Origin of the sequence: Rhizomicrobium sp. (assembly GCA_037200045.1) — a bacterium.
Lineage (GTDB): Bacteria > Pseudomonadota > Alphaproteobacteria > Micropepsales > Micropepsaceae > Rhizomicrobium.
The window spans coordinates 3,027,022-3,050,767 of record JBBCHM010000001.1 but is presented as its reverse complement, the minus strand read 5'-3'; the positions used below and the strand labels follow the sequence as shown (position 1 = coordinate 3,050,767).

Below are 23,746 nucleotides of genomic sequence, written 5' to 3'. Positions count from 1 at the left end.
CGGCCCGTGACCACGTCGCTCGATTCCGTCGCGCTGGCGCGCCGCCTCATCGGCTTCGATACCACGAGCCGTGGTTCGAACCTCGCCCTGATCGATTTCGTGCAGGAGATGCTGGAGACAGCGGGAGGCCGTTGCCGCCGCACGTTGGATGCCGCGGGCACGAAGGCCAACCTGTTCGCGAGCTTCGGGCCGGACGCGCCGGGCGGTTACGTCTTTTCCGGCCACACCGATGTCGTGCCGGTCGACGGCCAGGAATGGTCGTCCGATCCGTTCCAGGCCGAGATCAGGGGCGACAAGCTTTACGGCCGCGGCGCCTGCGACATGAAGGGCTTCATCGCCGTCGCGCTGTCGCTTCTGCCGCAGATCGCGGCCGCCAGGCTGACGCGCCCGATCCATTTCGCGCTGTCCTATGACGAGGAAGTCGGCTGCGTCGGCGTGTCGGGGTTGCTGGACGACCTCAAGACCGCCGGCATCCGCCCCGCGCTCGCCATCGTCGGCGAACCGACGCTGATGCGCGTGGTGGGGGCGCACAAATCCGGCGCCGTGCTGCACACCCATTGCCGCGGCCGCGAAGGCCATTCGAGCGCGCCGGAGAAGGGCGCCAACGCCGTGATGATGGCCGGCGAATTCATCAAGATGCTGGACGACGTGTGGAACGAGCTGCGCGCCGACGCCGATCCGCGTTTCGATCCGCCGCACACCACGGTGCAGGCGAACATGATCGAGGGCGGCTCGGCGGTGAACATCCTGGCGCGCGACGCGCTGGTGACCTGGGAGTATCGCGCCCTGCCCGACCGCGACGCCGGCAAGGTCGTCGACACGGTGCGCGCCCGCGCCGAGGCGACGATCCTTCCCAAATATCGCGCGCGGGCGGCGGAGGCCAAACTCGAAACCACGCTGCATGCGAGCTATCCGGGTCTTGTCATGGACGAGGCCTCGCCCGCCGTGGCGCTGGCGCGCGAGCTGACCGGCGCGAACAGCGTCGATGCCGTCGCCTATGGCACCGAGGCCGGGCATTTCCAGCGCGCCGGCATCCCGGCCGTGATCTGCGGCCCCGGCTCCATCGAGCAGGCGCACAAGGCCGACGAGTTCGTGGCGCTGTCCGATCTCGTCAAATGCGAGGACTTCCTGCGCAAGGTGATCGCCAAAGCGACGATCGAATAGTCTCGCCGCCAAGGAGTTCGCCCATGCCGCGCCGAGCCTTGCTGATCGTCTCGATCGTGATCGTCGCCGTCGCGGGCGCGATCTTCGGCTTCGTGCAGATCGACCGGACGAATTTCGGCATGCCGCGCTTCTATGTCTGGCGCAGCCTCGGCGGCGAGTTCCACGGCAGCCGCCGCGTCGCCGTCGACGGCATCGTCCTCTACACCGAGACCTATGGCAGCGGGCCGCCGGTGCTGGTGCTGCACGGCGCCGGCGGCTTCCTGGAGACGATGCATTATTTCATCAGCGGCCTTAGCGCCACGCACACGGTGATCGCGGTGGACAGTCGCGGCCAGGGCCGCTCCACCGACGGGCCCGGGCCGATCACCTATGCCCAGATGGGCGCGGACATGATCGCGCTGCTGGATGCGCTGCATATCAAGCAAACCGACGTGGTCGGCTGGAGCGACGGCGGCATCATCGGCCTCGACATGGCGATGACGCATCCAGGGCGCGTGCGCCGCCTGGTCGCGATCGGCGCGAATTACGATGCGAACGGCCTCGACGCAAAGCAGATGAACCCGGACTTCCTCGCGCAAGAGGCGCAGGAGGTAAAGCCGTTCTACGAGGCCATCGCGCCCGACCCGTCGCACTTTGCCGTGCTGATGAAGAAGATCGAGACGCTGGTCACGACAGAGCCGCACTACACGACGGAGCAGCTCGGCCGCATCCGCGCCAAGGTGCTGATCGTCGCCGGCGAACACGACATCGTCCTGCGCAAGCATACCGACGCGCTGGCCCGCGCGATCCCCGGCGCGGCGGAGACCATCGTGCCGGGCGCGAACCATTTCGGGCCGCTGCAGATGCCGGGAGTTTATCGGGCGATCGTGGAGAAGTTCCTGGACGCGCCCTGACGATAGCTACTCCGCCTGCTCCAGCGCCTTCGGATCGATCGCGTGCACCGTGCCGCAGAACTCGCAGCGGGCGCGGATCAGGCCGTCGGGATCGGCGAGGCCGGCGCGCTCCTTCGGCGCATAGCTCTTCAGCACCGCCGCGATGCGGTCCGGCTTGCAGCCGCAGCGGAACTCGGTGGCGAGGAAAGGCTGCACCCGCGTCTCGTCCTCGTGGAACAGGCGCCACAGCAATTGCTCGGCGCCCAATTGCGTGTCGAGCAGCTCGATGTCCTCGACGGTGGCGAGGAAGGCGGCGAGGCGTTCCCAATCGTCGTCGGCGCCTTGGCCCTCCGGCGTCGCCTGCAGCATGATGCCGCCGGCGCGCCAGGTGGGCGCGGCCGCGCCCGGCACATAGAGCGGCGCCGCGGCGAGGCGCAGCACGGTCGGCAATTGCTCGGACTGCGCGAAATAGGTCTCGGCCGAGGCGGCGATGCCCGCCGGGTTGAGCTCGACGATGCCCTGATAGGACTTGCCGCCGCGCCGGGGCTCGATGGTGATCGCCATCGAGCCGTCGCCGGCCAGCGCGTCGAACGCGATGGGCTCGGCGAGGTCGGCGAACCGCGCGGCATCGACGCGGCCGAAGCCGCGCAGGCCGATGGGCGCGTCCGCCGTCGCGCCGAAATAATCGGCGGTGACGAGATCCATCGCGCCGTCGGACTTGGTCTGCACCGTGAGACGGCCGTCGAGCTTCAGGGACGTGCCGAGGATCGCGGCCAGCGCCAGCGTCTCGCCGACGGCGCGCGCGGCGGGCTCGGGCAGCTTGTGCGCCTCGAGCGCGCGGGTGGCGGTGGATTCGAGCCGCACGACGCGGCCGCGCAGGCCGACATCGGGCAGGTCGAACGGCAGAACGAAGTCCGCGGGCGGCGCGTGGGTGTAGGATTGTCGGGACATGGGTCCTCTATATGGGATCGCGGTGACGGAATACAAACGGTGCTGGCCGTGCCGCGGGCCGATGAAAAAAAGGCGGGACCGCTTCCGCCGGCGGAACGCCTGGTTCCCTACAGCGCGGATACGCCCCGCCTTGGTGCGTCGCTCGACAGGCTGGCCGGCCGGCACCGCTTGCGCGGCGACAATCGGCACCTTCGCGTCACCCCCTCGGTTGGAGCGGCGGGTTTGCCGGCGTCGCCCGCGAAGCGAGGTCGGTTCGTCCACCGCGCGGCGGCGCACGAGCGCGCCGCCTTGCCCTGTATGTCTCGCGAGGATCGACGGCCCACGCCGGCCCGGCGCCCGGCCAGCACGAATGCCGGACGGGATAGAGAGGCTTCCCTTTTCGATGAGATTTTGACTTGGGGTGGCGCAACCTTGAGTTCAAGGGGTGAGCGGAACTATATTTTTGGGAAGGGCAGCTATGTGCACGCCTTCCCCATCTGTCATGGCCCGCGGCCGCGAGCCACCCAGGTGACATCCGCACCGTGTCGAAGACCTATTACGTCTACATCCTCGCGAGTGAGCGCAACGGCACGCTCTACATCGGCGTCACCAACGATCTCGTGCGGCGCGTTGGGGATCATAGAGAGGGCTTGATCGAGGGGTTCACGAAGAAACACGGCGTGAAAATGTTGGTCTACTTCGAAATATTCGGCGACATCGGGCTGGCCATCGCGCGTGAGACGCGGCTGAAGAAGTATAAGCGCGAGTGGAAGATCAACTTGATCCAAGAGAGCAATGTCGAATGGAAGGATCTGTTCGAGACGCTGAATTGATCCGCGACGGGGAAACAAAAACGGTTGTCATGGCCCGCGAATGCGGGCCACCCAGTTGAAAGCGGCCAGAAGCTCGGAAGTTTATGGCTCCCATAATTGTGAGAAGGTGCAGACGTCACCTGGGTGGCCCGCATTCGCGGGCCATGACATCGAGGGGGTGGAGAAAGAAGATGCAAAAGAGAAATCCGCATCGCGGTTCAACCCTCGATTCCTTCCTCGAAGAGGAGGGCATCCTGGAGCAGGCGACGCTGAAGGCGATCAAGAGCGTGCTGGCGTGGCGCATTTCCGAAATGATGAAGAAGCAGCGCATCACGAAAGCGCAGATGGCGAAGCGGATGAAGACGAGCCGCGCGGCGGTGGACCGGCTGCTGGATGCGGAGAATACGTCGGTGACGTTGCAGACGATGGGGCGGGCGGCGGCGGTGTTGGGGAAAGAGTTGACGATTGGGTTGCGGGATGCGGCATAGGCATGTCGGACCTGCTTGGACCACCTGAGTCTCGCAAGATAGTACTTTCAATATTTAGACTGCCCGCTGTAGAACTGCATGCAGTTTGGGTGCCTATAGATAATTATCGAGGAAAGAATGACCTCATACGCGTTTTGGAACAACAAGGGCGGCGTGGGCAAAAGCTTTCTTTGTTTTGTCGCGGCGACGGATTACGCGCATCGTCACCCTGAGGCCGACGTCTATGTAATTGATCTATGCCCTCAGGCGAACGTCTCCGAGACTCTACTCGGAGACTATGAAGAGCGACCGAAACTTCTCCGCCAAAAAATTGAAGCTTCGCCAAGGGCGACAGTAGCAGGCTATCTCGAAGCACGCCTCAATTCTCCCTTTAGAATGCTTGAAGACATAGAGCCTTACGTAACTCGACCCAATTCCACCAATCGCGATGTACCGAAGAACCTTTATCTGATTTGTGGCGACAACTTGTTGGAGCTTCTGGCAGAACCAATTCGCCAAACTTCACAGCTCACAATACCGATAGATGCTTGGAGCCAAGTTGAACGTTGGATTGCAGAACTGGTGGCCGCGCTTCGTTTTCGAAGTGGCGATCGTGATGCAGTGTTCATAATCGACTGTAACCCAAGCTTTGCAATTTACACCCAACTGGCAGTCGTCGCGGCAACAAACGTTGTTGTACCATTTACTGCAGATGACAGCTCCCGTCGCGCTATCGAGAACGTCGTTGCTCTGCTGTATGGGATCGGAGATGCCCATACAGCCGCCTATGCGCGCATTAGTTTCGCTCGCCGAGCGAAAGAAGACGGATTAGCTCTTCCAAAACTTCATACTTTCGTCAGCAACAGAGTGACGCTTTATGAAGGTAAGGCGAGCAAAGCCTTTGCTGCGGCCAGCAAGACAATTAGCGCTACGATGGACGGAATACATCTAAGAGCCAATCCAGGAAGTTATTGAATCGAGGGAATCGGTTGTGATTCTGTGACGGTGCCTGATTCGGAAGGAGGCACCAGATGTGGAAGCCGGAGCATCGCCGGGCGGCGGCGCTGGTTGGATTGCGGTATCCCAACGATTTGACGGATGCGGAGTGGGCGTTGATCGCGCCGCTGATTCCGCCCGCCAAGCGCGGCGGCCGTCGGCGCGAGATCGATGTTCGTGAAGTTCTGAACGCGATCTTCTATGTGCTCTCGACCGGTTGCCAGTGGAAGGCGCTGCCCAAAGACCTGCCGCCGAAGAGCACGGCGCATTTCTATTTCATGCTGTGGGATTGGGACGGCACGCTGGAGCGCATCCACCATGCGCTCTATGTGGCGGTGCGCGAGAAGGAAGGCCGCGAGGCCAGCCCGACCGCGGCCATCATCGACAGCCAGAGCGCCAAGGCGGCTCAAAAAGGGGCAAAAGCCTCGATCCGCAGGGCTTCGATGCGGGCAAGAAGGTTACGGGCCGCAAGCGCCACATCCTTGTCGACACGCTCGGTCTGTTGCTGAGCGTTGCCGTTCATTCCGCCGGCATCCAGGACCGCGACGGCGCGGCGCTGGTGCTCGACAAACGGACGCGGGCGCTGTTTCCCTTCATCGAGCGCATCTACGCCGATGGCGGTTATCGGGGGCCACGCGTTCGCGCCGCTGCCGCAAGAACCGGCACGTGGAAGATCGAGATCGTCAAACGATCCGACATCGCAAAGGGCTTCGTTGTCTTGCCCAAACGATGGGTGGTCGAGAGAACCTTCGCCTGGATCAGCCGCAATCGACGCCTTTGCCGCGACTTCGAACGCTATGCAAACACCGTCGCGGCCTTCATCCGTCTCGCCATGGTCCGCATCATGCTCCGGCGCCTCACAAAGCCAAATCCCTCAACATGAATCCAAACTTCGTGGATCGGCTCTAAGGCACAGAAGCGTATTCTCCGATCCGAAGCAGTTGCCGAGTAAGTGCTTTGTAGAAGTCCCAGATTATCACTCGGCGTGCATCGTAGCTTCAATGACTGGCACTCCGATTCATAAGCTAACTGCCGGCCCCAAGGATATCGCAGGTGAGCGCGTTCAAATAAACGCCGGCCCACTGAATCGATATCGAGATGCGCTTTCGGAATTTGTAGACCGACTGTAGATGGTTCACATGCCATCTCCGGCAGCAATTCAATTTACGGCATTGGCGAAACGGTCCTTAGCGCTAAGCGAATTTGGCCGAGACAGTAGATTGCGAGCGCTTTCATACGAGAGTTCACAGACATGTCATCATGCGGCACTGGCTGGTTGCGTTGCCGCTTGGGATACCTACGTAAAGAAACTGCCGCAGAATTTTTTGGCGGAGATTGTCGACGCCAACCAGCCTCATTTTCTCGCAATTCATTCGTTGCTCGACGCTAGACTTGTGGCAGCGTTGGAGAGATTCAACACCCCGAACTGGGAGAATTCTCGCGAGCTCATTCGAGCCTATACCGGATATGAACCGATCAACGACTGGGTTTGGCCATTACGCAGAATGAACAGCATTGCAGTTCGAGTCCGCTTGAACGAAATCCTCAAAGTCAGGCATAGCTTCGCTCATGGCTTTGCAATGCCCGCGTTTCAGTGGAACACGTCGCCGTCTGGAAGAGTAAGAGCCGATCCGGAAAGAAGTTGAGTCGGGTGAATCGGTTGTGATTCCGTTGTGGGTGCTGATTCGCAACAGGAGCACCCGATGTGGAAGCCGGAGCACCGGCTGTCGGCGAGACGCAATGGTCTTCGCTATTCCAGCGACATGACGGATGAGGAATGGTCACTTGCGGCGCCGTTGATACCCCCGGCCAAGCGCGGCGGGCGCAAGCGCACGACGGATGTGCGTGAAGTCTTGAACGCCATTTTCTATGTGCTTTGGACGGGCTGCCAATGGCAGGCGCTGCCGAAGGATTTTCCGCCCAAGAGCACGGTTCACGACTATCTCGAACTGTGGAACTGGGACGGGACGTTGGAGCGCATCCATCACGCGCTCTATGTGGCAGTGCGCGAGAGCCAAGGCCGCGAGGCCAGCCCCACCGCCGCCATCATCGACAGCCAGAGCGCCAAGGGAGCGCTCAAAGGGGGGCTCTGCTCGATCCTTCAGGCTACGACGCGGGCAAGAAGGTCAAGGGCCGCAAGAGGCACATCCTCGTCGATACGCTCGGCCTGTTGCTGAGCGTCGCCGTCCACAGCGCCGACATCCAGGATCGCGACGGCGCAGCGCTGGTCCTCGACAAGCGGACGCGGCGATCGTTTCCCTTCATCGAACGTATCTTCGCCGACGGCGGTTACAACGCCAAAAAGACCGCCGATGCCGTCGCCGCCACCGGAACCTGGGTCATCGAGATCGTCAAGCGCAGCGATGCCCACCGCTTCGTGGTCATGCCAAAACGCTGGATCGTCGAACGCACCCTGGCCTGGATCAGCCGCAACCGACGCCTGGCGCGCGACTTCGAGCGCTACGCCACAACCGTCGCGGCCTTCATCCGCCTCGCCATGATCCGCATCATGCTCAGGCGACTTGCCGCAAATCCCTCAAAATGATTCAGTTCTTTCCGGATCGGCTCTAAGGCTCACCTACGACAACGTAAGCGATGCCTTCAAATTCTTAGCAAACTTAGTCGCGAGAACTGATAGCGGAATGCAAGCGCATATTCGATTGACGTTTAGCAAAATGCCGCTTTGGTGAACCGATCAAAGATTAGAGCTGTTCGCCCAACGCCCAAACCAGCACCGCCTTTTGCGCGTGCAGGCGGTTCTCCGCTTCGTCGAAGACCACGCTGTGGGGGCCGTCCAGGACTTCGTCGGTCACTTCCTCGCCGCGATGCGCCGGCAGGCAATGCATGAAGATCGCGTCCTTGGCCGCGCGCGCCATCAGGCGCTCGTTCACCTGGTAGGGCTTCAGGAGATTGTGCCGCTGGCGCGTCGTGTCTTCGTCGCCCATCGACACCCAGGTGTCGGCCACCACGCAATCGGCGCCCGCCACCGCGGCTTCGGGGTCTTCCAGGAATTGCACCTTGGCGCCCGCCGCCTCGGCCCATTGGCGCAGCGTCTCGCGCGGCGCCAGTTCCTTCGGCGTCGCGATGCGCAGCATGAAGCCGAATTTCGCCGCCGCCTGCACCCAGCTTGCCTGCACGTTGTTGCTGTCGCCGGTCCAGGCCACGACGCGGCCCGCGATCGCGCCCTTCTTCTCCTCGAACGTCATCACGTCGGCCAGCACCTGGCAGGGATGGGTCAGCTTGGTCATCCCGTTGATCACCGGCACCGAGGCGTTGTCCGCCAGCTCGTGCAGCATGTCCTGGTCCAGCGTGCGGATCATGATGGCGTCGACATAGCGCGACAGAACCCGCGCCGTGTCGGCCATGGTCTCGCCCCGGCCGAGCTGCATCTCCGCACCCGTCAGCATGATCGTCTTGCCGCCGAGCTGCTGCATGCCGACGTCGAAGGAGATGCGCGTGCGCGTCGACGGCTTGTCGAAGATCAGCGCCAGCATCTTGCCGGCCAGCGGGCGGTCGGCATCCTCGACGCCATGCGCCAGGCCGGCGCGCGCCGCCTTGCGGGCGCGCGCGGCGGCGATCAGGCCGTTCAGCGTGCCGGCGTCGAAATCGGCGAGGTCGAGGAAGTGCTTCACCGTGTGCGCCTTGAAGGTCGTGGCGCGGCCCGCGGGCGCGTTCATGCCGCCACCGTCTGCTTGGCCTTGGCTTCGAAATCGGCCGCGGTCCGTGACAGCAGCGCCACGCCCTCGCGCACCTGATCCTCGTCGATGATCAGCGGCGGGAGGAGGCGCACCACGTTCTCGCCGGCGCCGACGATCAGGAGGCCGTGGCCGCGCGCCGCGGTCACGAATTCGGTGTTGGGCACGCGCAGCTTCAGGCCCAGCATCAGGCCCTGGCCGCGCAATTCCTCGAACACGCCGGGATGCTCGGCGATCAGGCCGGCGAGCTGCTGGCGCAGGAAGCCGCCGATCTTCTGCACATGCTCGAGGAAGCCGGGTTCCAGCACCATGTCGATGGCTTCGCTGCCGACCGCCATGCCAAGCGGGTTGCCGCCATAGGTCGAGCCATGGGTGCCCGCCGTCATGCCCTTGGCCGCTTCGGCGGTGGCCAGGCACGCGCCGAGCGGGAAGCCGCCGCCGATGCCTTTCGCCACGCACATGATGTCGGGGCGCACGCCGACCCACTCATAGGCGAAGAACTTGCCGGTGCGGCCGACGCCGCACTGGATCTCGTCGAAGATCAGCAGCAAGCCGCGGTCGTCGCAGATCTTGCGCAGGGCGCGCAGGAATTCCGGCGGCATGGGATGCAGCCCGCCCTCGCCCTGGATCGGCTCGATCATCAGGGCGGCGGTCTCGTCGGTGATCGCGGCTTCGAGCGCCTTGAGGTCGTTCGGCGGCACTTGGTCGAAGCCTTCGACCTTGGGGCCGAAGCCTTCGAGATATTTCTCCTGGCCGCCGGCGGCGATGCCGGCCAGGGTGCGGCCGTGGAAGGCGCCGGTGAACGTAATAATGCGGAAGCGCTCGGGATGGCCGCTCACGAAGTGGTAGCGCCGCGCCATCTTGAAGGCGCATTCGCAGGCCTCGGCGCCGGAGTTCGTGAAGAAGGCGGTGTCGGCGAAGGTGTTCTCGACCAGCTTTTTCGAGAGGGCCTCCTGGCCGGGCACGCGGTAGAGGTTGGAGGTGTGCCAGAGCTTGCCCGCCTGCACCGTCAGCGCCGCGACCAGGCGCGGATGGGCGTGGCCGAAGGCGTTGACCGCGATGCCGGCGCCGAAATCCAGGTAGCGCTTGCCGTCCTCGGCGTAGAGGTAAGGCCCTTCGCCCCGCACGAACGCGACATCGGCCCGGTTATAGGTCGGCAAAACCGAGGGAAACACTGGACTCTCCATGGGTTGGCGCGCCGGCAAATCCGCGCGCGCCGCCCGGTTTATCTACTCAAACCCCGAATCGGGCAAGCGAATGGCCCCCATGCGTGGGGGCCGGCTTCTGGGGACTATGCCTTTGGCAAACCTGACACAAGCTATTGTGCTGATAGCATTTTCTCGATGTAAGGCCATGCCAGCGGTCCGATCTTGATCCCCAAAACAATGAGAAGCGCCAGATAGGCGACCTGCATCCCACGTAGCCACAGCAGCTTTTGCCGTTGGTTTTGCGCCGCGTCGGAGATGAATTTCGCGGCGAGCGCGCAAAGAAACAGCCCGACTATGACCGCAGTGGCGGCGACGCTCATTTCTTGGCCTTCCGCTTGGCTTTCTTAGGCTTCGGGGGCGGCGCTTTGCCGGTCGCCATGGCGGCGTGCAATGCAGTCTCAAAGTCCAGCCCCGCCAGCGAAATCGGCTGATCATCTGGATGACGCGTTATCTGTTTACTGACAACCTTGCCCTTAGCCATTTTGCTATTGCCATTTACTGGCAACCTCCTTAATTATGCAAAGGAACGAAACGCGATTCTGATTATGACCGCCGTTAAGTCAATCGATGCTGTACAGTCCCACATCCGCGAGTTGGAAGCGGAATTGGCGGCGGATACGCGCCTGCAGGAATTGGCTGTCTGGAAAGAGACGGAGCGCAAGCTTCTGGCGATCAACACCGCTCCCCCAAAAAACGCGAAAGTCCTACAGGGCTTTCAACTCGTCTCGGATGTCCCATTGCCCCTTAGCAGAAAGGGCAAACAGCCCAAGGGACGGGTCGCACAGCATGAGGCCGCAAGACTGGCGGTCATTAATATGGGGCACCCTCTGCAAACCGGCGAGCTTGTCGGGCACATGCCGCGATTTGGCGCTGATATCAGTGGCCCGAACGCCGAGCGCAATCTGACTTCGATCCTGTCGAAGCGAGGTGATTTAGTTTCTGTCCGTTGGCGTGGGAAGCGCGCTTGGTGGACAAAGGGGGTGGAAGTCCCCGACTGAAAACGCCGTCAGCGGTGGTCGCTGACGGCGCTAGTCGTCCGAAGTACAAGGACGCAGCTTACCCCCTCCCCGTGCCTCAAGGTGAGGATGCGTGGGAGGGGCCTTCTCTTTGACGATCCGCCCGTGTGGCGAAATCGGTAGACGCGGCGGTCTTGGGGACCGCTTCCCTGGCAGGGGATTGTGAGTTCAAGTCTCACCACGGGCACGTCAAAGTCAACCTAAACCTTTGAAGCGGATCACTTTTTAGGAAAAGCAGACTCTTTCAAGGACTTAGCAGCGGCCTTGTTGAGCGCCTTGGAAAGCCTGAGAAGGCGGTCCGCATGCATTTCCGCCAAATCAGCCACGACGCCTTGCCACCCCTCCGGGGGCTTACGTCGGGCTTTGGCACCCTCGTCCAGTCGGGCTTGCCGGACCGTCGAGACCGACACACCTAGCGCGTCGGCAAGTTGATCGTGAGTTATGCAGGCTAGCAACTCATCGGTCGCCGCTCGAAAAGCCAATGAAGCAACGATTGCCATTTTGTATGCACTCCGCTTGACAACGGAGCGGAATGTATTACATACTGCATACACATTCAAGACGTGACCGCCATGATCCTCTCTGAAATTTCCAAGCTGAGCGAAGACGAAGCCCGCGCAACGCTTGAGCGTATCCGTTGGGCCAAGGGCGTTGTCTGCCCGCATTGCGGTCGCGTTGACGGTCACACGAAATTGCAGGGCAAGAAGCACCGCAAAGGCGTGTGGAAGTGCAACGATGGTTGCGCGCAACAATTCAGCGTGACAGTCGGCACGGTCATGGAAGGCTCGCACCTGCCGATCCGCACTTGGTTGATGGCATTCAGCATACTGTGCAGCGCAAAGAAGGGCGTTAGCGCGCTTCAGTTGCAGCGTCAGCTTGGCCTCGGTTCGTATCGCACCGCGTGGCACCTCTGCCATCGCATTCGCTACGCCATGTCGCAAAATCCATTGAAGGGTTTGCTTGAGGGCGTCGTGATGGTCGATGAGACGTATGTCGGCGGCAACCCGCGCAATCAGCACAAGCGCGGCGAAGGCAAAACCGGTCGCGGCACGGATAAGCAGCCGGTTGTTGCGCTGGTCGAGCGCGGTGGTCGCGTTCGGTCATGGCCGATTGCAAATATCACTGCTGCCACACTTCAGGGCGCGATCCGCGACAACGTTGACCCGTCCGCCTCGATCCAGACCGATCAACTGCCGTCTTATAAGGGCGTCGGCAAGTGGTTCGAAGGCGGCCATGAGTCGGTCAATCATTCGAAGTTCGAATATGCGCGCGGCAGCGTCTCGACCAACGAGGTTGAAAGCTATTTCGCATTGCTGAAGCGCGGTATCACCGGCTCATTCCATAGCGTTTCGAAGCAGCACCTGCACCGCTATTGCGATGAATTCTCGTTCCGCTGGAATGAGCGCAAGGTTTCGGATGCGGACCGCACGGCCAAGGCGCTCAAGCTGATCGAAGGCAAGCGGCTGATGTACAAAGACCCAATCCACAAGCACGCCTAGTGTTTGTAGCAGTCTCCGGAATGGTCGATCCAAACCACTTCAAAAGTTGCCCCGTTTCGAAATCCGATAAACCGCTGCAAGTCTCCGCCAAATCGAAAGCATAGCATTTCGTCATGGAGTTCTGGCGGCACAGACCCCGGAGCCTTTACTCTCAGTGACGGAGAGATTTTTTCGGCACCAAGTTTCTGTCGTGGAGAGCTTATGATTTGTGCCCATGTCAAATTTGAGCGCAGCCGCAGGGCGTCTATGAACGCCGCTGCATCCGGCGCAGCACAACCATTTAGAGTGTATCCATGCGCGATATGCTGAAATCCGAAGACAGCCTTGACGGTGTTTTGATCAATCCCGCCTTGGGGCGGCGCAGATATCTTGCCAGCACCTTGAGCTTTCGGCGGCTTAAGCTTTCCCACGGTGTCAAGGCTCGATTTGCGTCTCGAAATATTCTCGCATGCTTTGCTGCGAAATCGTCTCGTTGGCATCGGGCTCGTATGCATTCCGCCACGGAGACTCCTCGTGAGTCATATTCCGGAGTTTCCACGCGGAGAATTGGCCATAGGCGTTCCAAACATCGTTGAGCAATGCCTGCTCACCATCCTTCAATCCCTTTGACGGATCGAAGCCATCGGGGAGAGGAAGGGGCGCCCCACCGTAGTCTTTGTAGGCCTTCCAAACGGCAGGCACGATTGGACCATGTTTCCATGCCTCAATAGTATCGCCGAACATGGGCTGCTTACCGCCACTGAGGGCAAGACTGAATCCCTGCGCGTAGTACAGCAGCTTTTGCAGCTTGAGATGCGTCATTGCCTCGCCAGCGTCTTCCGCGCCGCTGGCGGCAAGCATTAGAAAGTACTTTGCTACGTCGTGTACGCTTGCCATTTCGACCACCTTGCGCCAGTGCCCGTTAAGGCCCTGCACCCCTCCGCTAGGTTCACGTCGGCAGCAGCAAGTGGGACCGTTCGCGCTTTGTGTCAACGCTCGTAGGCGGCCTGCGGCGCTCACAAATAGTTGCGATGTGTGATTTCGCAACCTTATCAAGACTTTCGCCTGCGGCGAATGTCGCACCCCACCTGTCCTAGCTTTGGGTTTGCCAACAGCACACTTCCGCGGCTTCTTGTGGACAAGGGGTTGGGATACCTCCGTGCCGCTTGTACGTTGTCACATGAACGATACGATATCTTGTGGCTCAAGCCATGAGGAACCCGTGAACACCCAATTGATGAACTGGTCGGACGACCGGGTCGAACAGCTCAAGAATCTCTGGACCGAGGGGCTCTCGGCGAGCCAGATCGCCCGCGCGCTGGGCGGCGTCACCCGCAATGCCGTGATCGGAAAGGTGCACCGGCTGGGCCTGGCCGGCCGCGCCAGCCCGTCGCGGACCGAGCGGCCGCGCCTGCCGATGGCGCCCAAGGTCTCGCTGCGCAGCCACACCCCGCCCGCCCCGGTGGTCGAGGAGGATCCGCTGACCTTCAGCGACGGCAGCCACGCCACCGTGCTGACGATCAACGACCGGATGTGCCGCTGGCCGATCGGCGATCCGTCGGCAGACGAATTCCACTTCTGCGGCCGCAATCCCAAGAGCGGCTCGCCCTATTGCGAGGCGCATGCCCGCAAGGCCTACCAGCCGCAACAGCAGCGGCGGGACAGAGGCCGGATGGTCGGCTGACGCCGGCAGATGGCCGGTCAAGGCCCAATTGTCGCCCCGGGTCGGGCAGTGCTCGCCGGGGCTGGCAATTCTTGTTATGCAGGCGAATGCTTTGGGGGGCATCCGCGCGCATGACGACGATTTACGAGTTCTCGGCGAAGACGCTGCAGGGCAAGGATGTGTCGCTGGCCGACTATCGCGGCAAGCCGATGCTGATCGTCAACACCGCCAGCAAATGCGGATTCACGCCGCAATACGAGGGCCTGGAAAAGCTCTATCGCGAACACCAGGCCGACGGGCTCGTGGTGCTCGGCTTTCCCTGCAACCAGTTCGGCGCGCAGGAGCCGGGCAGCGAGGCGGAGATCGGCGCCTTCTGCCAGATCAATTACGGCGTGAGCTTTCCGATGTTCGCCAAGATCGACGTCAATGGGCCCAGGACGCATCCGCTCTACGAATTCCTCAAGGGCGAGAAAGCCGGCATCCTGGGGACGCGCGGCATCAAGTGGAATTTCACCAAGTTCCTGGTCGACCGCGCCGGCAAGGTGGTCGGCCGCTTCGCGCCCACGACCAAGCCGGAAGACATCGAGCAGGCGATCGCGAAGGTTATCTGAAGCGGTGCGTCAATTCGCGGCGATGGCGTCGTCGAGGGAGTAGCCGGCGGAGCGGACGGTGCGGATCGGGTCCTTCACGCCCTCGATGTTCAGCGCCTTGCGCAGGCGGCCGACATGGACGTCGACGGTGCGCGCCTCGACATAGACGTCCGAGCCCCAGACCGCGTCGAGCAATTGCTCGCGGGAAAAGACGCGGCCGGGATGCTGGATCAGATGATCGAGCAGCTTGTATTCGGTCGGCCCCAGATGGACTTCCTTGCCGGCGCGGCGCACGCGGTGGGCGGCGCGGTCCATCTCGATGTCGCCGATGGCGACGGTGTCGGGCGCGAGCGACGGGCGGATGCGGCGCATCACGGCGCGCAGGCGGGCCAGAAGCTCGGTCATCGAGAACGGCTTGGTCAGATAGTCGTCGGCGCCGGTGTCGAGGCCGCGGATGCGGTCGCTCTCCTCGCCGCGCGCGGTCAGCATGATGATCGGGACGTTGCGGGTCTCCTGGCGGCCGCGCAGGCGGCGGCACACCTCGATGCCGGACAGCTGCGGCAGCATCCAGTCGAGCAGGACGAGATCGGGCTTTTCCTCGGACGCGACCAGCAGCGCTTCCTCGCCGTCGCGCGCCTCGAGCACGCGATAGCCTTCGCGCTCCAGATTGTAGCGCAGCAGCGTGACGAGGGCGCCTTCGTCTTCGGCGACGAGGACGGCGGGCTTGAGGCTCATGCTTTCCTCTCGAAGGGCACGTTCGTCTCGCTGGTGGTGTCGGCCTTGGGCCGGTTGGCCGACAGATGGTCGGCGCGCACCATGTGATAGACGACCTCGGCGATGTTGGTGGCGTGGTCGCCGCTGCGCTCGATGTTCTTGGCGATGAAGAGAAGATGGGTGGACGAGCCGATCGTGCGCGGGTCTTCCATCATGTAGGTCAGCAATTCGCGGAACAGGCTGTTGTAGAGCTCGTCGATCTCGCCGTCCTGGCGCCACACCGCTTCGGCGGCCTCGGCGTTGCGGTCGGAATAGGCGTCGAGAACCTGCTTGAGCTGGCTGAGCGCCACCTTGCCCATGCGGGCCAGCGAAGCGGTGAGGCGGATCGGCGGCTCGCGGTTGAGCACGATGGCGCGCTTGGCGATGTTCTTGGCGAGGTCGCCGATGCGTTCCAGCTCGGACGCGATCTTGATCGCCGCCAGGGTCTCGCGCAGGTCGACCGCCATGGGCTGGCGCAGCGCCAGGAGCTTGAGGGCCTTGTCCTCGATCTCGGTCTGCAGGCCGTCGATGCGCTTGTCGCCGCCGACGGCGCCTTCGGCGAGGCTGGTGTCGCGGCGGGCCACCGCCTCGACCGCGTTGGCGAACTGCGCCTCGGCCAGGCCGCCCATCTGGGCGATGGACGCGGACAATCCTTCGAGCTGCTCGCTGAAGGCCTTAACCGTGTGATCACTCATCGTGTTGTCCGTCCGGGTGGGCGCAACCGGTGCTTAACGCCCCAGCCGCATGGATATGCGACAGTTATATAACGATTATGTGACAGTGGCATCCGCTGGGCGGGCGGCGATGGGCAATAGCACGGTAAAGGCGCTTCCTTCGCCGGCCTTGCTCTCGATCGTCAGGCGGCCCTGGTGACGATTTACGATGTGCTTGACGATGGCGAGGCCGAGGCCGGTGCCGCCCTTCTCGCGGCTGCGCTTCACATCGACCCGGTAGAATCGCTCGGTGAGTCGCGGAATCGCGTCCTGCGGGATGCCCTCGCCGTCGTCGCGCACGCTGACGGCGAGCATGGAGGCGGCGCCACGGCCGCCCGAGACCGGCGCCGGCCCGATCGTCACCCAGACATGGCCGCCGGTGCGGCCGTATTTGATGGCGTTGTGGATCAGGTTCTGGAACAGCTGGATCAGCTCGTCGCGCTCGCCGGTCACCGGCGGCAGGTCCGGGGCGGCGGTCACCACCAGGGCGATGCCGTCGATCTGGGCGAGCGGGCTGAGCGCGGCGAAGGCCTCGCGCACAATGGCCTCGAGCGAGACGCGGCCGGAGGGGCGAACATGCTCGTTGAGCTCGATCCGGGTGAGCGACAGCAGGTCCTCGATCAGCCGGCGCATCCGGCCGGCCTCCACGCTCATGATGTCGAGGAAGCGGTCGCGCGCCTGGGCGTCGTCGCGGGCATGGCCCTTGAGCGTATCGATGAAGCCGGACACCGCGGCCAGTGGCGTGCGCAATTCATGGCTGGCATTGGCGACGAAATCGGCGCGCATCTGCTCGGTGCGCTTGGCGGCGGTCAGGTCGTGCAGCAGAAGCGTCGTCACCGGCGGTTGCGACGACAGGCGCCGGACATAGGCCTGATAGTGCCGCTCCACCGGCACCGGGATGATGAACTCGACCGAGGAATCCTCGCCGCTGGCCGTGGTGTGGCTGACCGCCTCCAGCACCGAGGGCGTGCGCAGCAGGAGCGAGATGTGCTTGTTCTCCGGCCCGATGCCGATGACGGTCTGCATCGCGCTGTTGGCGAAGAGGACGCGGCCGCCCTCGTCCAGCAGCATCAGCGGATCGGGAAGATGGGCGAGCACCTCGCGCGCCAGCGGGCTGAGCAGCGCGGCGGCCGCGCCGCCGAGTTCGGCCCGCTGTTCCAGCAGATAGAGACGGCCCTCGCGCGCCAGCACGCTGGCGAGCACCGCCGCCAGAGCGAGGCAGCCGGCGAAGACCCACAGATCCATCTGGCCGCGCCAGAGCAGCAGCGCGGCGCCGAGCACGACCCCGGCCAGCCCCGGCCAGAGATAGCGCGCGATGTCGGTCCAATATGTTTGTGTGCGGTCCATGCGGCCCTTGCGAAGCGATCATCATAGCCGCTTTCGTGACGGTTTGTTCGCGAGCGCGCGTGGGAGATGATCCGTTCACAGTTATTGCGATGCGGCGAGCGAAGGAATTTAAAATCCCCCAACTGTCATCCGCCGCGAATGCGGCGGACCCAGTTGAAACCCGCGCCGCCAGTGCAGGCTTCAACTGGGTGGCCCGTATTCGCGGGCCATGACAGCAAGGGGTTATGCGCGCCGCATCATGCCGTTGATGTCCGAATTGCTCAGCGGACCTTGCGCCAGAGGTTCCGAGCGGCCCTCGGCGAGGAACGCCTTCGCCAGTTCGAACGCGTGGCCCAGCACCACCTTGCCGATGCCGGAGCCGGCCGAGAGGCGGCGCACGCCGATCGCTTCCAGCGCCGCCGCGCCGGGCAGGCCCGGCCAGGCGAGCGCGTTGAGCGGCAGGACGACGTCCTTCACCAGCCGCGTCAGATCGGCGAGATCGGTCAAGCCGGGCGCGAAGATCGAATCGGCGCCGGCCTCGCGATAGAGCGCGGCGCGGCGGACGGTTTCGTCATAGGCCTGCTCGGCGGGAACCAGCCGGCGCAGATAGGTGTCGATACGGGCGTTGACCCACAGATCGGCGCCGGCTTTGGCGGCGGCTTTGAGGTTCTCGATCTTCCCGGCCAGGAGGTCGGGCGGATCGTTGCCGTCCTCGATATTGATGCCGACCGCGCCGGCATCGATCACCTGGGCGACGGTCTTCGCGGCGGTGGCGGCGTCGTGGGCATAGGCGGCTTCAATATCGGCGGAGACCGGGACCGAAACCGTCCTGGCGATCTCCGCGACCGTCGCGAGCAGCGTGTCGAACGGTAGGAACTGGCCGTCGGCATAACCGTGAGCCCAGGCGACGGCGGCGCTCGAGGTCGCGATGGCCTTGGCGCCGGCATGTTCGACGACGCGGGCGCTGCCGGCGTCCCACGCATTGGGCAGGATCAGAAGCCTGGGCCCGGTGTGCAGCGCGGCGAAGGTTTTGGCGAGGGTGGTCATGCGTGTGTCCTTTCGTGGTCGAGCAGCCAGCGCTTGCGTTCGAGGCCGCCGCCGTAGCCGGTGAGCGAACCATCGCCGCCGACGACGCGATGACAAGGCACGACGATGGCGATCGGGTTCGCGCCGTTTGCAAGGCCGACCGCGCGGGTCGCCGCCGGCTTGCCGAGAAGGACGGCGAGCGCGCCATAGCTCGTGGTGGTTCCGGCGGGGATCTTCCGCAAGGCCGACCAGACCGAACGCTGGAACGGCGTGCCGGCGGCGCCGGTCGCCAGCGCATCGACGGCGGCGAGGTCGCCGTCGAAGTAGCGGGCGAGCGCGGACGACAGACCGGACGGATCGCGCGTTTGCGCGAGTTCGCCGAAGCGGCGCGTGAACGCGGGGCGCCAGCGCCCCGGCTTGTCGCCGAACTCCAGCAGGCGCAGCGCGCCTTGCGCGTCGGCGACGAGAAGGAGTTCGCCGATCGGCGTTTCGACGCGATCGAGGAAAAGCGGTTCAGACAAGCTCGGCATCGGCGGTCCACAGATGCTGCGCGGCATAGGCGCGCCACGGCCGCCAGGACTCGGCGCGCGCCAGCAACGCCTTCGGCGTCGGGCGGCGGCCGCCTTGCGCCACCAAGGGACTGCGCAGCAGCGCCACATCGGCGGCCGGGAAGGCGTCGCTGTCGCGTAGCGCGCGCAGCGCCCAATATTGCGCGGTCCATGGCCCGAAGCCGGGCAATGCCAGCAATCGCGCGATGGTTTCGTCATAGGAGCCGGCGGGCTCGATCAGTTTCGGATCGGCGGCCACCGCCCGCGCCAGCGCGTTCAGCGCCGCGATGCGCGCCTTGGGCATGCCGAGCGATGCGAGATCGACCCGCGCCAGGCGCGCCGCCGAGGGGAAGACCCGCGAAAGACGCTCGTCGCCGCTGATGTCGGGCGCGATGTCGCTTCCTTCCAGTTCCACAATCTTCTCCGCGAGGCGGCGGGCGCCGACGACGGTGATCTGCTGGCCGAGGATGGCGCGGACCGCGAGCTCGAAGGCGCACCAGGCGCCGGGCGTGCGCAGGCCGGGGCGGCGCGCGATCAGCGGCGCCAGCGCGCTGTCGCCGGACAGATGCGCGCCGATGGTCTGGATGTCGGCGTCGAGATCGAACAGGCGGCGCAGGCGCGCGACGATGGCGAGCAGCGCGGCGACGCGCGGAAAGCGGATCGTCGCCTGCAGATGATTGCGGCCCGGCTCGACCTGGATGCCGCCGAACACGCCGTCGATCTCGACCGTGCGGGGCATAGCGGCCGTTCTCCACCAGCTCGACGCCGGCGATGGCGCGGGCGCCGAGGAAGGCGAGGATCGCGTCCCAATCGTAGGGCGCGCGATAGCCCAGGCGCAGCGTGACGCTGGACAGCGCCGCCGGCGCGGGCGCCCTTGCGCCGCAGCTCGCGCGGCGGGCGGCGATAGAGCTTCTTGAACGCGTCGTTGAAGCGGCGGACCGAACCGAAGCCCGCGGCGTCGGCGATCGCGCCCATCGGCAGGCGGGTCTCCTGGATCAACTGCTTGGCGAAGAGGACGCGGCGGGTCTGCGCCACCGCGATGGGCGGCGCGCCCAGATGCTTGTCGAACAGCCGGCGAAGCTGGCGCTCGCCGACGCCGAGCCGCTCGCACAGCGCCGGCAGCGGATCGCCGTCGAGCCCGCCTTCGGCGATCAGCGCCAGCGCGCGCGAGACCGTGTTGGAGGTGCCGCGCCATGCCGCCGCGTCGGGCGAGATCTCAGGCCGGCAGCGCACAGGGACGGAACCCCGCCTCCTGCGCCGCCGCGGCGCTGGGCCAGAAGGTGACGTTCTCGCGCTTGGCGGTGCGCGCCGGGCAGATCGGGCGGCAATAGATGCCCGTCGTCTTCACGCCAACGAACAGGCGGCCGTCGAAGCGGGCGTCGCGCGTCGCGAGCGCGCGGTAGCAGACGTCATGCGGCGGCATTTCCATGGTCCGCATCATGGACCAAAGGCGGTGCGCCGTGTGGCCATTTTCGGACGCCAATGGCGCGTGGTTTACGGCGATTTCGCGCGGCCCCGCGGTTGACACCCGAATTTGCGTACCCCACGTTCTAACGCGAAGATCGCGCGGTTGATCGCTTGAGCGTACGCAAGGCGTTTCCCCTAAGGCACTGTTTGGGCCCCGCGCGATATCCCGATTGCCTGACGCTCCGCCGGCCGCAACGAAGGCGGGCGGCCTAACGATGGCGGCCCGGCGGAAGCTTCGCCGCGCGGACGCACGGGCCGTATCGAACCAACCTTGAGAAACGGACATCATGGACACAAAACCGATCGCCGATACCGCTCGCCTGCAGCGCGAGGTCGGCAGCCTGCGCACGAAATTGTTCTACGGCTTCGGCTCCATCGCCTTCGGCATCAAGGACAACGGGTTCCAGACCATCCTTCTGTTGTTCTACAACCAGGTCATGCATCTGCCGCCCGGCAAGGTCGCCGGGATATTGTTCGCGGCGCTGTGCATCGACGCGCTGTTCGATCCGATCATCGGGCAGTTCTCCGACAATCTGCGCACGCGCTGGGGCCGGCGCCATCCCCTGCTCTATCTCTCCGCGCTGCCGGTGGCGGTGAGCTATCTGCTGTTGTGGAATCCGCCGCATTGGAGCCAGGGCGCGCTCTTGATCTATCTCTTCATCGTCGCGGTCGTGGTACGCACCTTCATCAGCTTCTATGAGATCCCGAGCTCGGCGCTGAACCGGAGCTGACGGACGATTACGACCAGCGCACCGCGCTGTCGGCGTACCGCGTGTTCTTCGCCTGGACCGGCGGCATGACGATGTATCTTCTGGCGCTGGCGGTGTTCCTGGCGCCCGATGCGACGCACAAGGTCGGCCAGCTCAACGAGACCGGCTATGCGCATTACGGCCTGACCTCGGCCGTGCTGATGTTCGCGGCGATCCTGATCTCGGCCTGGGGCACGCACAAATTCATCCCGATCCTGCGCAAGCCGCCGGCGCGCGCCCCGTCGATCCGCGAATATGTCCGCCAGATGCTGGCGACGATGAACAACCGCGCCTTCCTCATCCTCATGCTGGCGCAGATCGCGTTCGGCGCCGCCACGGGGCTCGTCTTCGCCATGGCGATCTATCTGGGCACCTATTTCTGGGAACTGCCCAACACGAAGATTTTCGTGCTGGGGCTCGGCACGGTCCTCGCCTTCGTGCTCGCCTTCCTGATCGCGCTGCCGGTCTCCAAGCGGCTGGGCAAGCGCGTCGGCGCGGTGACGCTGTTCGCCGGCGGCCTGTGCATCTCGGTCTTTCCGATCACGCTCAGGCTGCTCGGCCTGTTCTGGGCGAACGGATCGCCCTTTCTGGTGCCCACCCTGTTCGTGTTCGCCGCGATCTCCGGCGCGATGACCATCGGCAGCTCCATCCTGATGACGGCGATGCTGGCGGACGTGGTCGAGGACAGCGAGCTCAAGACCAAGCGGCGCTCCGAAGGGCTGTTCTTCGCCGGTTCGAGCTTCATGGCGAAGGCGGTGTCGGGCCTCGGCATCCTGCTCTCGGGGCTTCTGCTCGGCGTCGTCGGCTTTCCCGACAATGCGGTGCCGGGACATGTCGATCCCGCCATCATCCGCAACATGGCGCTCGTCTACCTGCCGTCGGTGGTGCTATTGTATGGATTGGGCATTCTCATCATCTCGCGCTTTCCGATCGACCGCCGGGACCACGAGGAGAATTTGCGCAAGCTCGCCGCCGAGGCCGAGCACATGCCCGCTTCGGAGCATCCTTGAGCAGCGCCACCGACCGCTACACCAAGAAGAAGGAAGCGATCCTGGCGGCGGCGGCCGGCATCCTGAACCGGCGCGGCGTGCGCGGCATGACGCTGGCCGACGTGGCGGCGAGCGTCGATCTGATCACCACCAGCGTCACCTATTACTTCAAGAAGAAGGAAGACCTCGCGGTCGCCTGCTACCTGCGCGGCATCGCGCGGTTCGAGGCGCTGATCTCCGCCGCGCTGGCCGAGGACGACCCGCCGCGCCGGCTGCTCAAATTCCTCGATCTCTATCTGGCGCTGCACCGTCGCATCCGCGAGGGCGACGAGGCGCCGATCGCGGTGTTCAACGACATCCGCGCCCTGAAGGAGCCGCACCTGCCGATCGTGGCCAAGGCCTATGCGCAGTTCTTCCGCAAGGTGCGCGCGCTGTTCAAGGCTGAGGGCTATGAATGGCTCGAGCGGCGCATGTCGACGGCGCGCACGCATATGCTGCTGGAGCAGATCTACTGGTCGGTGACCTGGCTGCCGCGCTACGACCTCGACGATTACGGCCGCGTGCGCGACCGCATGTTCGACATCCTGGCGCACGGCGTGGCGCCGCGGGGCGCGGCGTGGCGGCCGGCGCGGCTGCCCGAATTGCCGCCGCCGGACGATGCGCAGGAGGGCCAGCGCCAGACCTTCCTCACCGCCGCGACCAAGCTGATCAACCAGCGCGGCTATCGCGGCGCCTCGGTCGAGAAGATCTCCGAGCAGCTCAACGTCACCAAGGGCTCGTTCTATCACCACAACGAAGCGAAGGACGACCTGGTGGTCGAATGCTTCGAGCGCAGCTTCGAGGTCATGCGCCGAGTGCAGTCGGCCGCGCTGGCGCAAGGCGGCGACTCTTGGCACAAGATCTCGTCCGCCGCCGCGACGCTGGTCGAGTTCCAATTGTCGGAGCGCGGGCCCTTGCTGCGCTCCTCGGCGCTGAGCGCCCTGCCCGAGCCGATGCGGCGGAAGATGGTGGAGCGCGCCAACCGCGTGTCGGAGCGCTTCGCGGCGATGATTTCCGACGGCGTGGCCGACGGCTCGATCCGCGCGGTCGATCCCTATATCGCGGCGCAGATGCTGAACGCGACGCTGAACGCGGCGGCGGACCTGCCGTTCACGATCCCCGACGTGGCGGCGTTCGAGGCGCCGACGCTGTACGCCAAGCCGATGCTGATGGGCGTGTTTTCGCGGTGAGTTTCCCCCCCCGCGTTTGCGGGGGAGGAAAGAGATTTCGAAAATCCGGTTTGTC

At 64.2% G+C, this 23,746-nt stretch carries 26 protein-coding genes, 1 tRNA gene and 2 pseudogenes; 14 read left to right on the top strand and 15 right to left on the bottom strand.

The annotated features are described in order from the left end of the window. Nucleotides 1–6 precede the first annotated feature (6 nt). Together argE and WDM86_15050 are read left to right on the top strand one after the other, a co-directional pair. The gene (argE, locus tag WDM86_15055; protein MEI9991349.1) at nt 7–1,164 is read left to right on the top strand and encodes an acetylornithine deacetylase; all 1,158 of its coding nucleotides are present in this window, start codon (nt 7–9) and stop codon (nt 1,162–1,164) included. A gap of 23 nt (nt 1,165–1,187) precedes the next feature. Continuing rightward, complete coding sequence (locus tag WDM86_15050) at nt 1,188–2,057, top strand: alpha/beta hydrolase (GenBank protein MEI9991348.1); 870 nt, start codon at nt 1,188–1,190, stop codon at nt 2,055–2,057. 6 nt (nt 2,058–2,063) lie between these two features. Here the strand turns inward: WDM86_15050 and WDM86_15045 are convergent, their stop codons facing one another. Continuing rightward, nucleotides 2,064–2,987 (bottom strand): Hsp33 family molecular chaperone HslO, encoded by a 924-nt coding sequence (locus tag WDM86_15045; GenBank protein MEI9991347.1) that lies wholly within the window; start codon nt 2,985–2,987, stop codon nt 2,064–2,066. A 521-nt stretch (nt 2,988–3,508) separates the two neighbouring features. On the opposite strand from WDM86_15045, the gene WDM86_15040 reads away from it, so the two are divergent. The 5 genes from WDM86_15040 (at nt 3,509) to WDM86_15020 (ending at nt 7,786) form a co-directional block, all read left to right on the top strand. Beyond that, nucleotides 3,509–3,799: a GIY-YIG nuclease family protein gene (locus WDM86_15040; GenBank protein ID MEI9991346.1), complete on the top strand. Its 291-nt coding sequence runs from the start codon at nt 3,509–3,511 to the stop codon at nt 3,797–3,799. A gap of 170 nt (nt 3,800–3,969) precedes the next feature. Further along, nucleotides 3,970–4,266: a helix-turn-helix transcriptional regulator gene (locus WDM86_15035; protein MEI9991345.1), complete on the top strand. Its 297-nt coding sequence runs from the start codon at nt 3,970–3,972 to the stop codon at nt 4,264–4,266. Between the two features lie 117 nt (nt 4,267–4,383). Continuing rightward, nucleotides 4,384–5,220: an AAA family ATPase gene (locus WDM86_15030; GenBank protein ID MEI9991344.1), complete on the top strand. Its 837-nt coding sequence runs from the start codon at nt 4,384–4,386 to the stop codon at nt 5,218–5,220. Nucleotides 5,221–5,276: 56 nt separating this feature from the next. Further along, a protein-coding gene (locus WDM86_15025; protein ID MEI9991343.1) for an IS5 family transposase occupies nt 5,277–6,124 on the top strand; the annotation gives its coding sequence in 2 pieces (ribosomal slippage) (nt 5,277–5,661 and nt 5,661–6,124; 849 coding nt in all). Between the two features lie 820 nt (nt 6,125–6,944). Next, a protein-coding gene (locus WDM86_15020) for an IS5 family transposase (GenBank protein ID MEI9991342.1) occupies nt 6,945–7,786 on the top strand; the annotation gives its coding sequence in 2 pieces (ribosomal slippage) (nt 6,945–7,332 and nt 7,332–7,786; 843 coding nt in all). Nucleotides 7,787–7,943: 157 nt separating this feature from the next. Here the strand turns inward: WDM86_15020 and argF are convergent. The 4 genes from argF to WDM86_15000 all read right to left on the bottom strand — a co-directional run bounded on the left by argF (nt 7,944) and on the right by WDM86_15000 (nt 10,625). Further along, nucleotides 7,944–8,918, bottom strand: a complete 975-nt coding sequence (gene argF, locus WDM86_15015; protein MEI9991341.1) for an ornithine carbamoyltransferase — start codon at nt 8,916–8,918, stop codon at nt 7,944–7,946. Next, complete coding sequence (locus WDM86_15010; protein MEI9991340.1) at nt 8,915–10,111, bottom strand: aspartate aminotransferase family protein; 1,197 nt, start codon at nt 10,109–10,111, stop codon at nt 8,915–8,917. Before WDM86_15010 ends, argF begins: the two co-directional genes overlap by 4 nt. Before the next feature lie 143 nt (nt 10,112–10,254). After that, nucleotides 10,255–10,464 carry a hypothetical protein gene (locus tag WDM86_15005; GenBank protein MEI9991339.1) on the bottom strand — a complete coding sequence of 70 codons (210 nt, stop codon included), beginning with the start codon at nt 10,462–10,464 and terminating at the stop codon, nt 10,255–10,257. Further along, nucleotides 10,461–10,625: a hypothetical protein gene (locus WDM86_15000; protein MEI9991338.1), complete on the bottom strand. Its 165-nt coding sequence runs from the start codon at nt 10,623–10,625 to the stop codon at nt 10,461–10,463. Before WDM86_15000 ends, WDM86_15005 begins: the two co-directional genes overlap by 4 nt. Nucleotides 10,626–10,689: 64 nt before the next feature. Between WDM86_15000 and WDM86_14995 the strand changes: the two genes are divergently transcribed. After that, nucleotides 10,690–11,142, top strand: coding sequence for a hypothetical protein (locus tag WDM86_14995; GenBank protein MEI9991337.1), 453 nt, complete (start codon nt 10,690–10,692; stop codon nt 11,140–11,142). Between the two features lie 119 nt (nt 11,143–11,261). Further along, nucleotides 11,262–11,347: transfer RNA gene (locus WDM86_14990), tRNA-Pro, on the top strand. Between the two features lie 31 nt (nt 11,348–11,378). Here the strand turns inward: WDM86_14990 and WDM86_14985 are convergent. Further along, nucleotides 11,379–11,660, bottom strand: a complete 282-nt coding sequence (locus WDM86_14985) for a hypothetical protein (GenBank protein ID MEI9991336.1) — start codon at nt 11,658–11,660, stop codon at nt 11,379–11,381. Nucleotides 11,661–11,732: 72 nt separating this feature from the next. Between WDM86_14985 and WDM86_14980 the strand changes: the two genes are divergently transcribed. Continuing rightward, the gene (locus WDM86_14980; GenBank protein MEI9991335.1) at nt 11,733–12,659 is read left to right on the top strand and encodes an IS1595 family transposase; all 927 of its coding nucleotides are present in this window, start codon (nt 11,733–11,735) and stop codon (nt 12,657–12,659) included. A gap of 414 nt (nt 12,660–13,073) precedes the next feature. Here WDM86_14980 and WDM86_14975 read toward each other — a convergent pair whose 3' ends face one another. Beyond that, nucleotides 13,074–13,535, bottom strand: a complete 462-nt coding sequence (locus WDM86_14975) for a type II toxin-antitoxin system antitoxin SocA domain-containing protein (protein MEI9991334.1) — start codon at nt 13,533–13,535, stop codon at nt 13,074–13,076. Nucleotides 13,536–13,860: 325 nt separating this feature from the next. Between WDM86_14975 and WDM86_14970 the strand changes: the two genes are divergently transcribed. Both WDM86_14970 and WDM86_14965 read left to right on the top strand, forming a co-directional pair. Further along, complete coding sequence (locus WDM86_14970) at nt 13,861–14,322, top strand: GcrA family cell cycle regulator (protein ID MEI9991333.1); 462 nt, start codon at nt 13,861–13,863, stop codon at nt 14,320–14,322. A gap of 110 nt (nt 14,323–14,432) precedes the next feature. Next, the gene (locus WDM86_14965) at nt 14,433–14,912 is read left to right on the top strand and encodes a glutathione peroxidase (GenBank protein MEI9991332.1); all 480 of its coding nucleotides are present in this window, start codon (nt 14,433–14,435) and stop codon (nt 14,910–14,912) included. Between the two features lie 9 nt (nt 14,913–14,921). On the opposite strand, the gene phoB is transcribed toward WDM86_14965, so the two are convergent. The 8 genes and pseudogenes from phoB to WDM86_14925 form a co-directional block, all read right to left on the bottom strand. Further along, nucleotides 14,922–15,626 (bottom strand): phosphate regulon transcriptional regulator PhoB, encoded by a 705-nt coding sequence (gene phoB / locus WDM86_14960; GenBank protein MEI9991331.1) that lies wholly within the window; start codon nt 15,624–15,626, stop codon nt 14,922–14,924. Next, entirely contained in the window at nt 15,623–16,339 is a 717-nt protein-coding gene (gene phoU, locus WDM86_14955; GenBank protein ID MEI9991330.1) for a phosphate signaling complex protein PhoU, read from the bottom strand. The genes phoB and phoU overlap by 4 nt, the downstream gene beginning before the upstream one ends. A gap of 75 nt (nt 16,340–16,414) precedes the next feature. Continuing rightward, a complete protein-coding gene (locus WDM86_14950; GenBank protein MEI9991329.1) occupies nt 16,415–17,704 on the bottom strand; it encodes an ATP-binding protein in 1,290 nt (429 codons plus the stop codon). 222 nt (nt 17,705–17,926) lie between these two features. Next, entirely contained in the window at nt 17,927–18,730 is an 804-nt protein-coding gene (locus WDM86_14945; GenBank protein MEI9991328.1) for an isocitrate lyase/phosphoenolpyruvate mutase family protein, read from the bottom strand. After that, entirely contained in the window at nt 18,727–19,230 is a 504-nt protein-coding gene (locus tag WDM86_14940; protein MEI9991327.1) for a methylated-DNA--[protein]-cysteine S-methyltransferase, read from the bottom strand. Before WDM86_14940 ends, WDM86_14945 begins: the two co-directional genes overlap by 4 nt. Continuing rightward, on the bottom strand, nt 19,223–19,996 hold the full coding sequence (locus tag WDM86_14935) for an AlkA N-terminal domain-containing protein (protein ID MEI9991326.1): 774 nt from the start codon (nt 19,994–19,996) through the stop codon (nt 19,223–19,225). Before WDM86_14935 ends, WDM86_14940 begins: the two co-directional genes overlap by 8 nt. A gap of 149 nt (nt 19,997–20,145) precedes the next feature. After that, nucleotides 20,146–20,490 (bottom strand): annotated as a pseudogene (locus tag WDM86_14930) (helix-turn-helix domain-containing protein). Continuing rightward, on the bottom strand, nt 20,474–20,686 hold the full coding sequence (locus WDM86_14925) for an Ada metal-binding domain-containing protein (GenBank protein ID MEI9991325.1): 213 nt from the start codon (nt 20,684–20,686) through the stop codon (nt 20,474–20,476). Before WDM86_14925 ends, WDM86_14930 begins: the two are co-directional and overlap by 17 nt. A gap of 325 nt (nt 20,687–21,011) precedes the next feature. On the opposite strand from WDM86_14925, the pseudogene WDM86_14920 reads away from it, so the two are divergent. Continuing rightward, nucleotides 21,012–22,483 (top strand): annotated as a pseudogene (locus WDM86_14920) (MFS transporter). Next, nucleotides 22,480–23,691 (top strand): TetR/AcrR family transcriptional regulator, encoded by a 1,212-nt coding sequence (locus tag WDM86_14915; GenBank protein MEI9991324.1) that lies wholly within the window; start codon nt 22,480–22,482, stop codon nt 23,689–23,691. The pseudogene WDM86_14920 and the gene WDM86_14915 overlap by 4 nt, the downstream one beginning before the upstream one ends. Nucleotides 23,692–23,746: the final 55 nt, after the last annotated feature.

Coding starts and splice junctions, on each gene's coding strand:
- phoB (MEI9991331.1), bottom strand. CDS start 15,626: ATGAGCCTCAAGCCCGCCGTCCTCGTCGCCGAAGACGAAGGCGCCCTC.
- WDM86_14995 (MEI9991337.1), top strand. CDS start 10,690: ATGACCGCCGTTAAGTCAATCGATGCTGTACAGTCCCACATCCGCGAG.
- WDM86_14925 (MEI9991325.1), bottom strand. CDS start 20,686: ATGGAAATGCCGCCGCATGACGTCTGCTACCGCGCGCTCGCGACGCGC.
- WDM86_14980 (MEI9991335.1), top strand. CDS start 11,733: ATGATCCTCTCTGAAATTTCCAAGCTGAGCGAAGACGAAGCCCGCGCA.
- WDM86_15030 (MEI9991344.1), top strand. CDS start 4,384: ATGACCTCATACGCGTTTTGGAACAACAAGGGCGGCGTGGGCAAAAGC.
- WDM86_14945 (MEI9991328.1), bottom strand. CDS start 18,730: ATGACCACCCTCGCCAAAACCTTCGCCGCGCTGCACACCGGGCCCAGG.
- WDM86_14965 (MEI9991332.1), top strand. CDS start 14,433: ATGACGACGATTTACGAGTTCTCGGCGAAGACGCTGCAGGGCAAGGAT.
- WDM86_14935 (MEI9991326.1), bottom strand. CDS start 19,996: ATGCCCCGCACGGTCGAGATCGACGGCGTGTTCGGCGGCATCCAGGTC.
- phoU (MEI9991330.1), bottom strand. CDS start 16,339: ATGAGTGATCACACGGTTAAGGCCTTCAGCGAGCAGCTCGAAGGATTG.
- WDM86_14985 (MEI9991336.1), bottom strand. CDS start 11,660: ATGGCAATCGTTGCTTCATTGGCTTTTCGAGCGGCGACCGATGAGTTG.
- argF (MEI9991341.1), bottom strand. CDS start 8,918: ATGAACGCGCCCGCGGGCCGCGCCACGACCTTCAAGGCGCACACGGTG.
- WDM86_15000 (MEI9991338.1), bottom strand. CDS start 10,625: ATGGCTAAGGGCAAGGTTGTCAGTAAACAGATAACGCGTCATCCAGAT.
- WDM86_15045 (MEI9991347.1), bottom strand. CDS start 2,987: ATGTCCCGACAATCCTACACCCACGCGCCGCCCGCGGACTTCGTTCTG.
- WDM86_15005 (MEI9991339.1), bottom strand. CDS start 10,464: ATGAGCGTCGCCGCCACTGCGGTCATAGTCGGGCTGTTTCTTTGCGCG.
- WDM86_14975 (MEI9991334.1), bottom strand. CDS start 13,535: ATGGCAAGCGTACACGACGTAGCAAAGTACTTTCTAATGCTTGCCGCC.
- WDM86_14950 (MEI9991329.1), bottom strand. CDS start 17,704: ATGGACCGCACACAAACATATTGGACCGACATCGCGCGCTATCTCTGG.
- WDM86_15050 (MEI9991348.1), top strand. CDS start 1,188: ATGCCGCGCCGAGCCTTGCTGATCGTCTCGATCGTGATCGTCGCCGTC.
- WDM86_15035 (MEI9991345.1), top strand. CDS start 3,970: ATGCAAAAGAGAAATCCGCATCGCGGTTCAACCCTCGATTCCTTCCTC.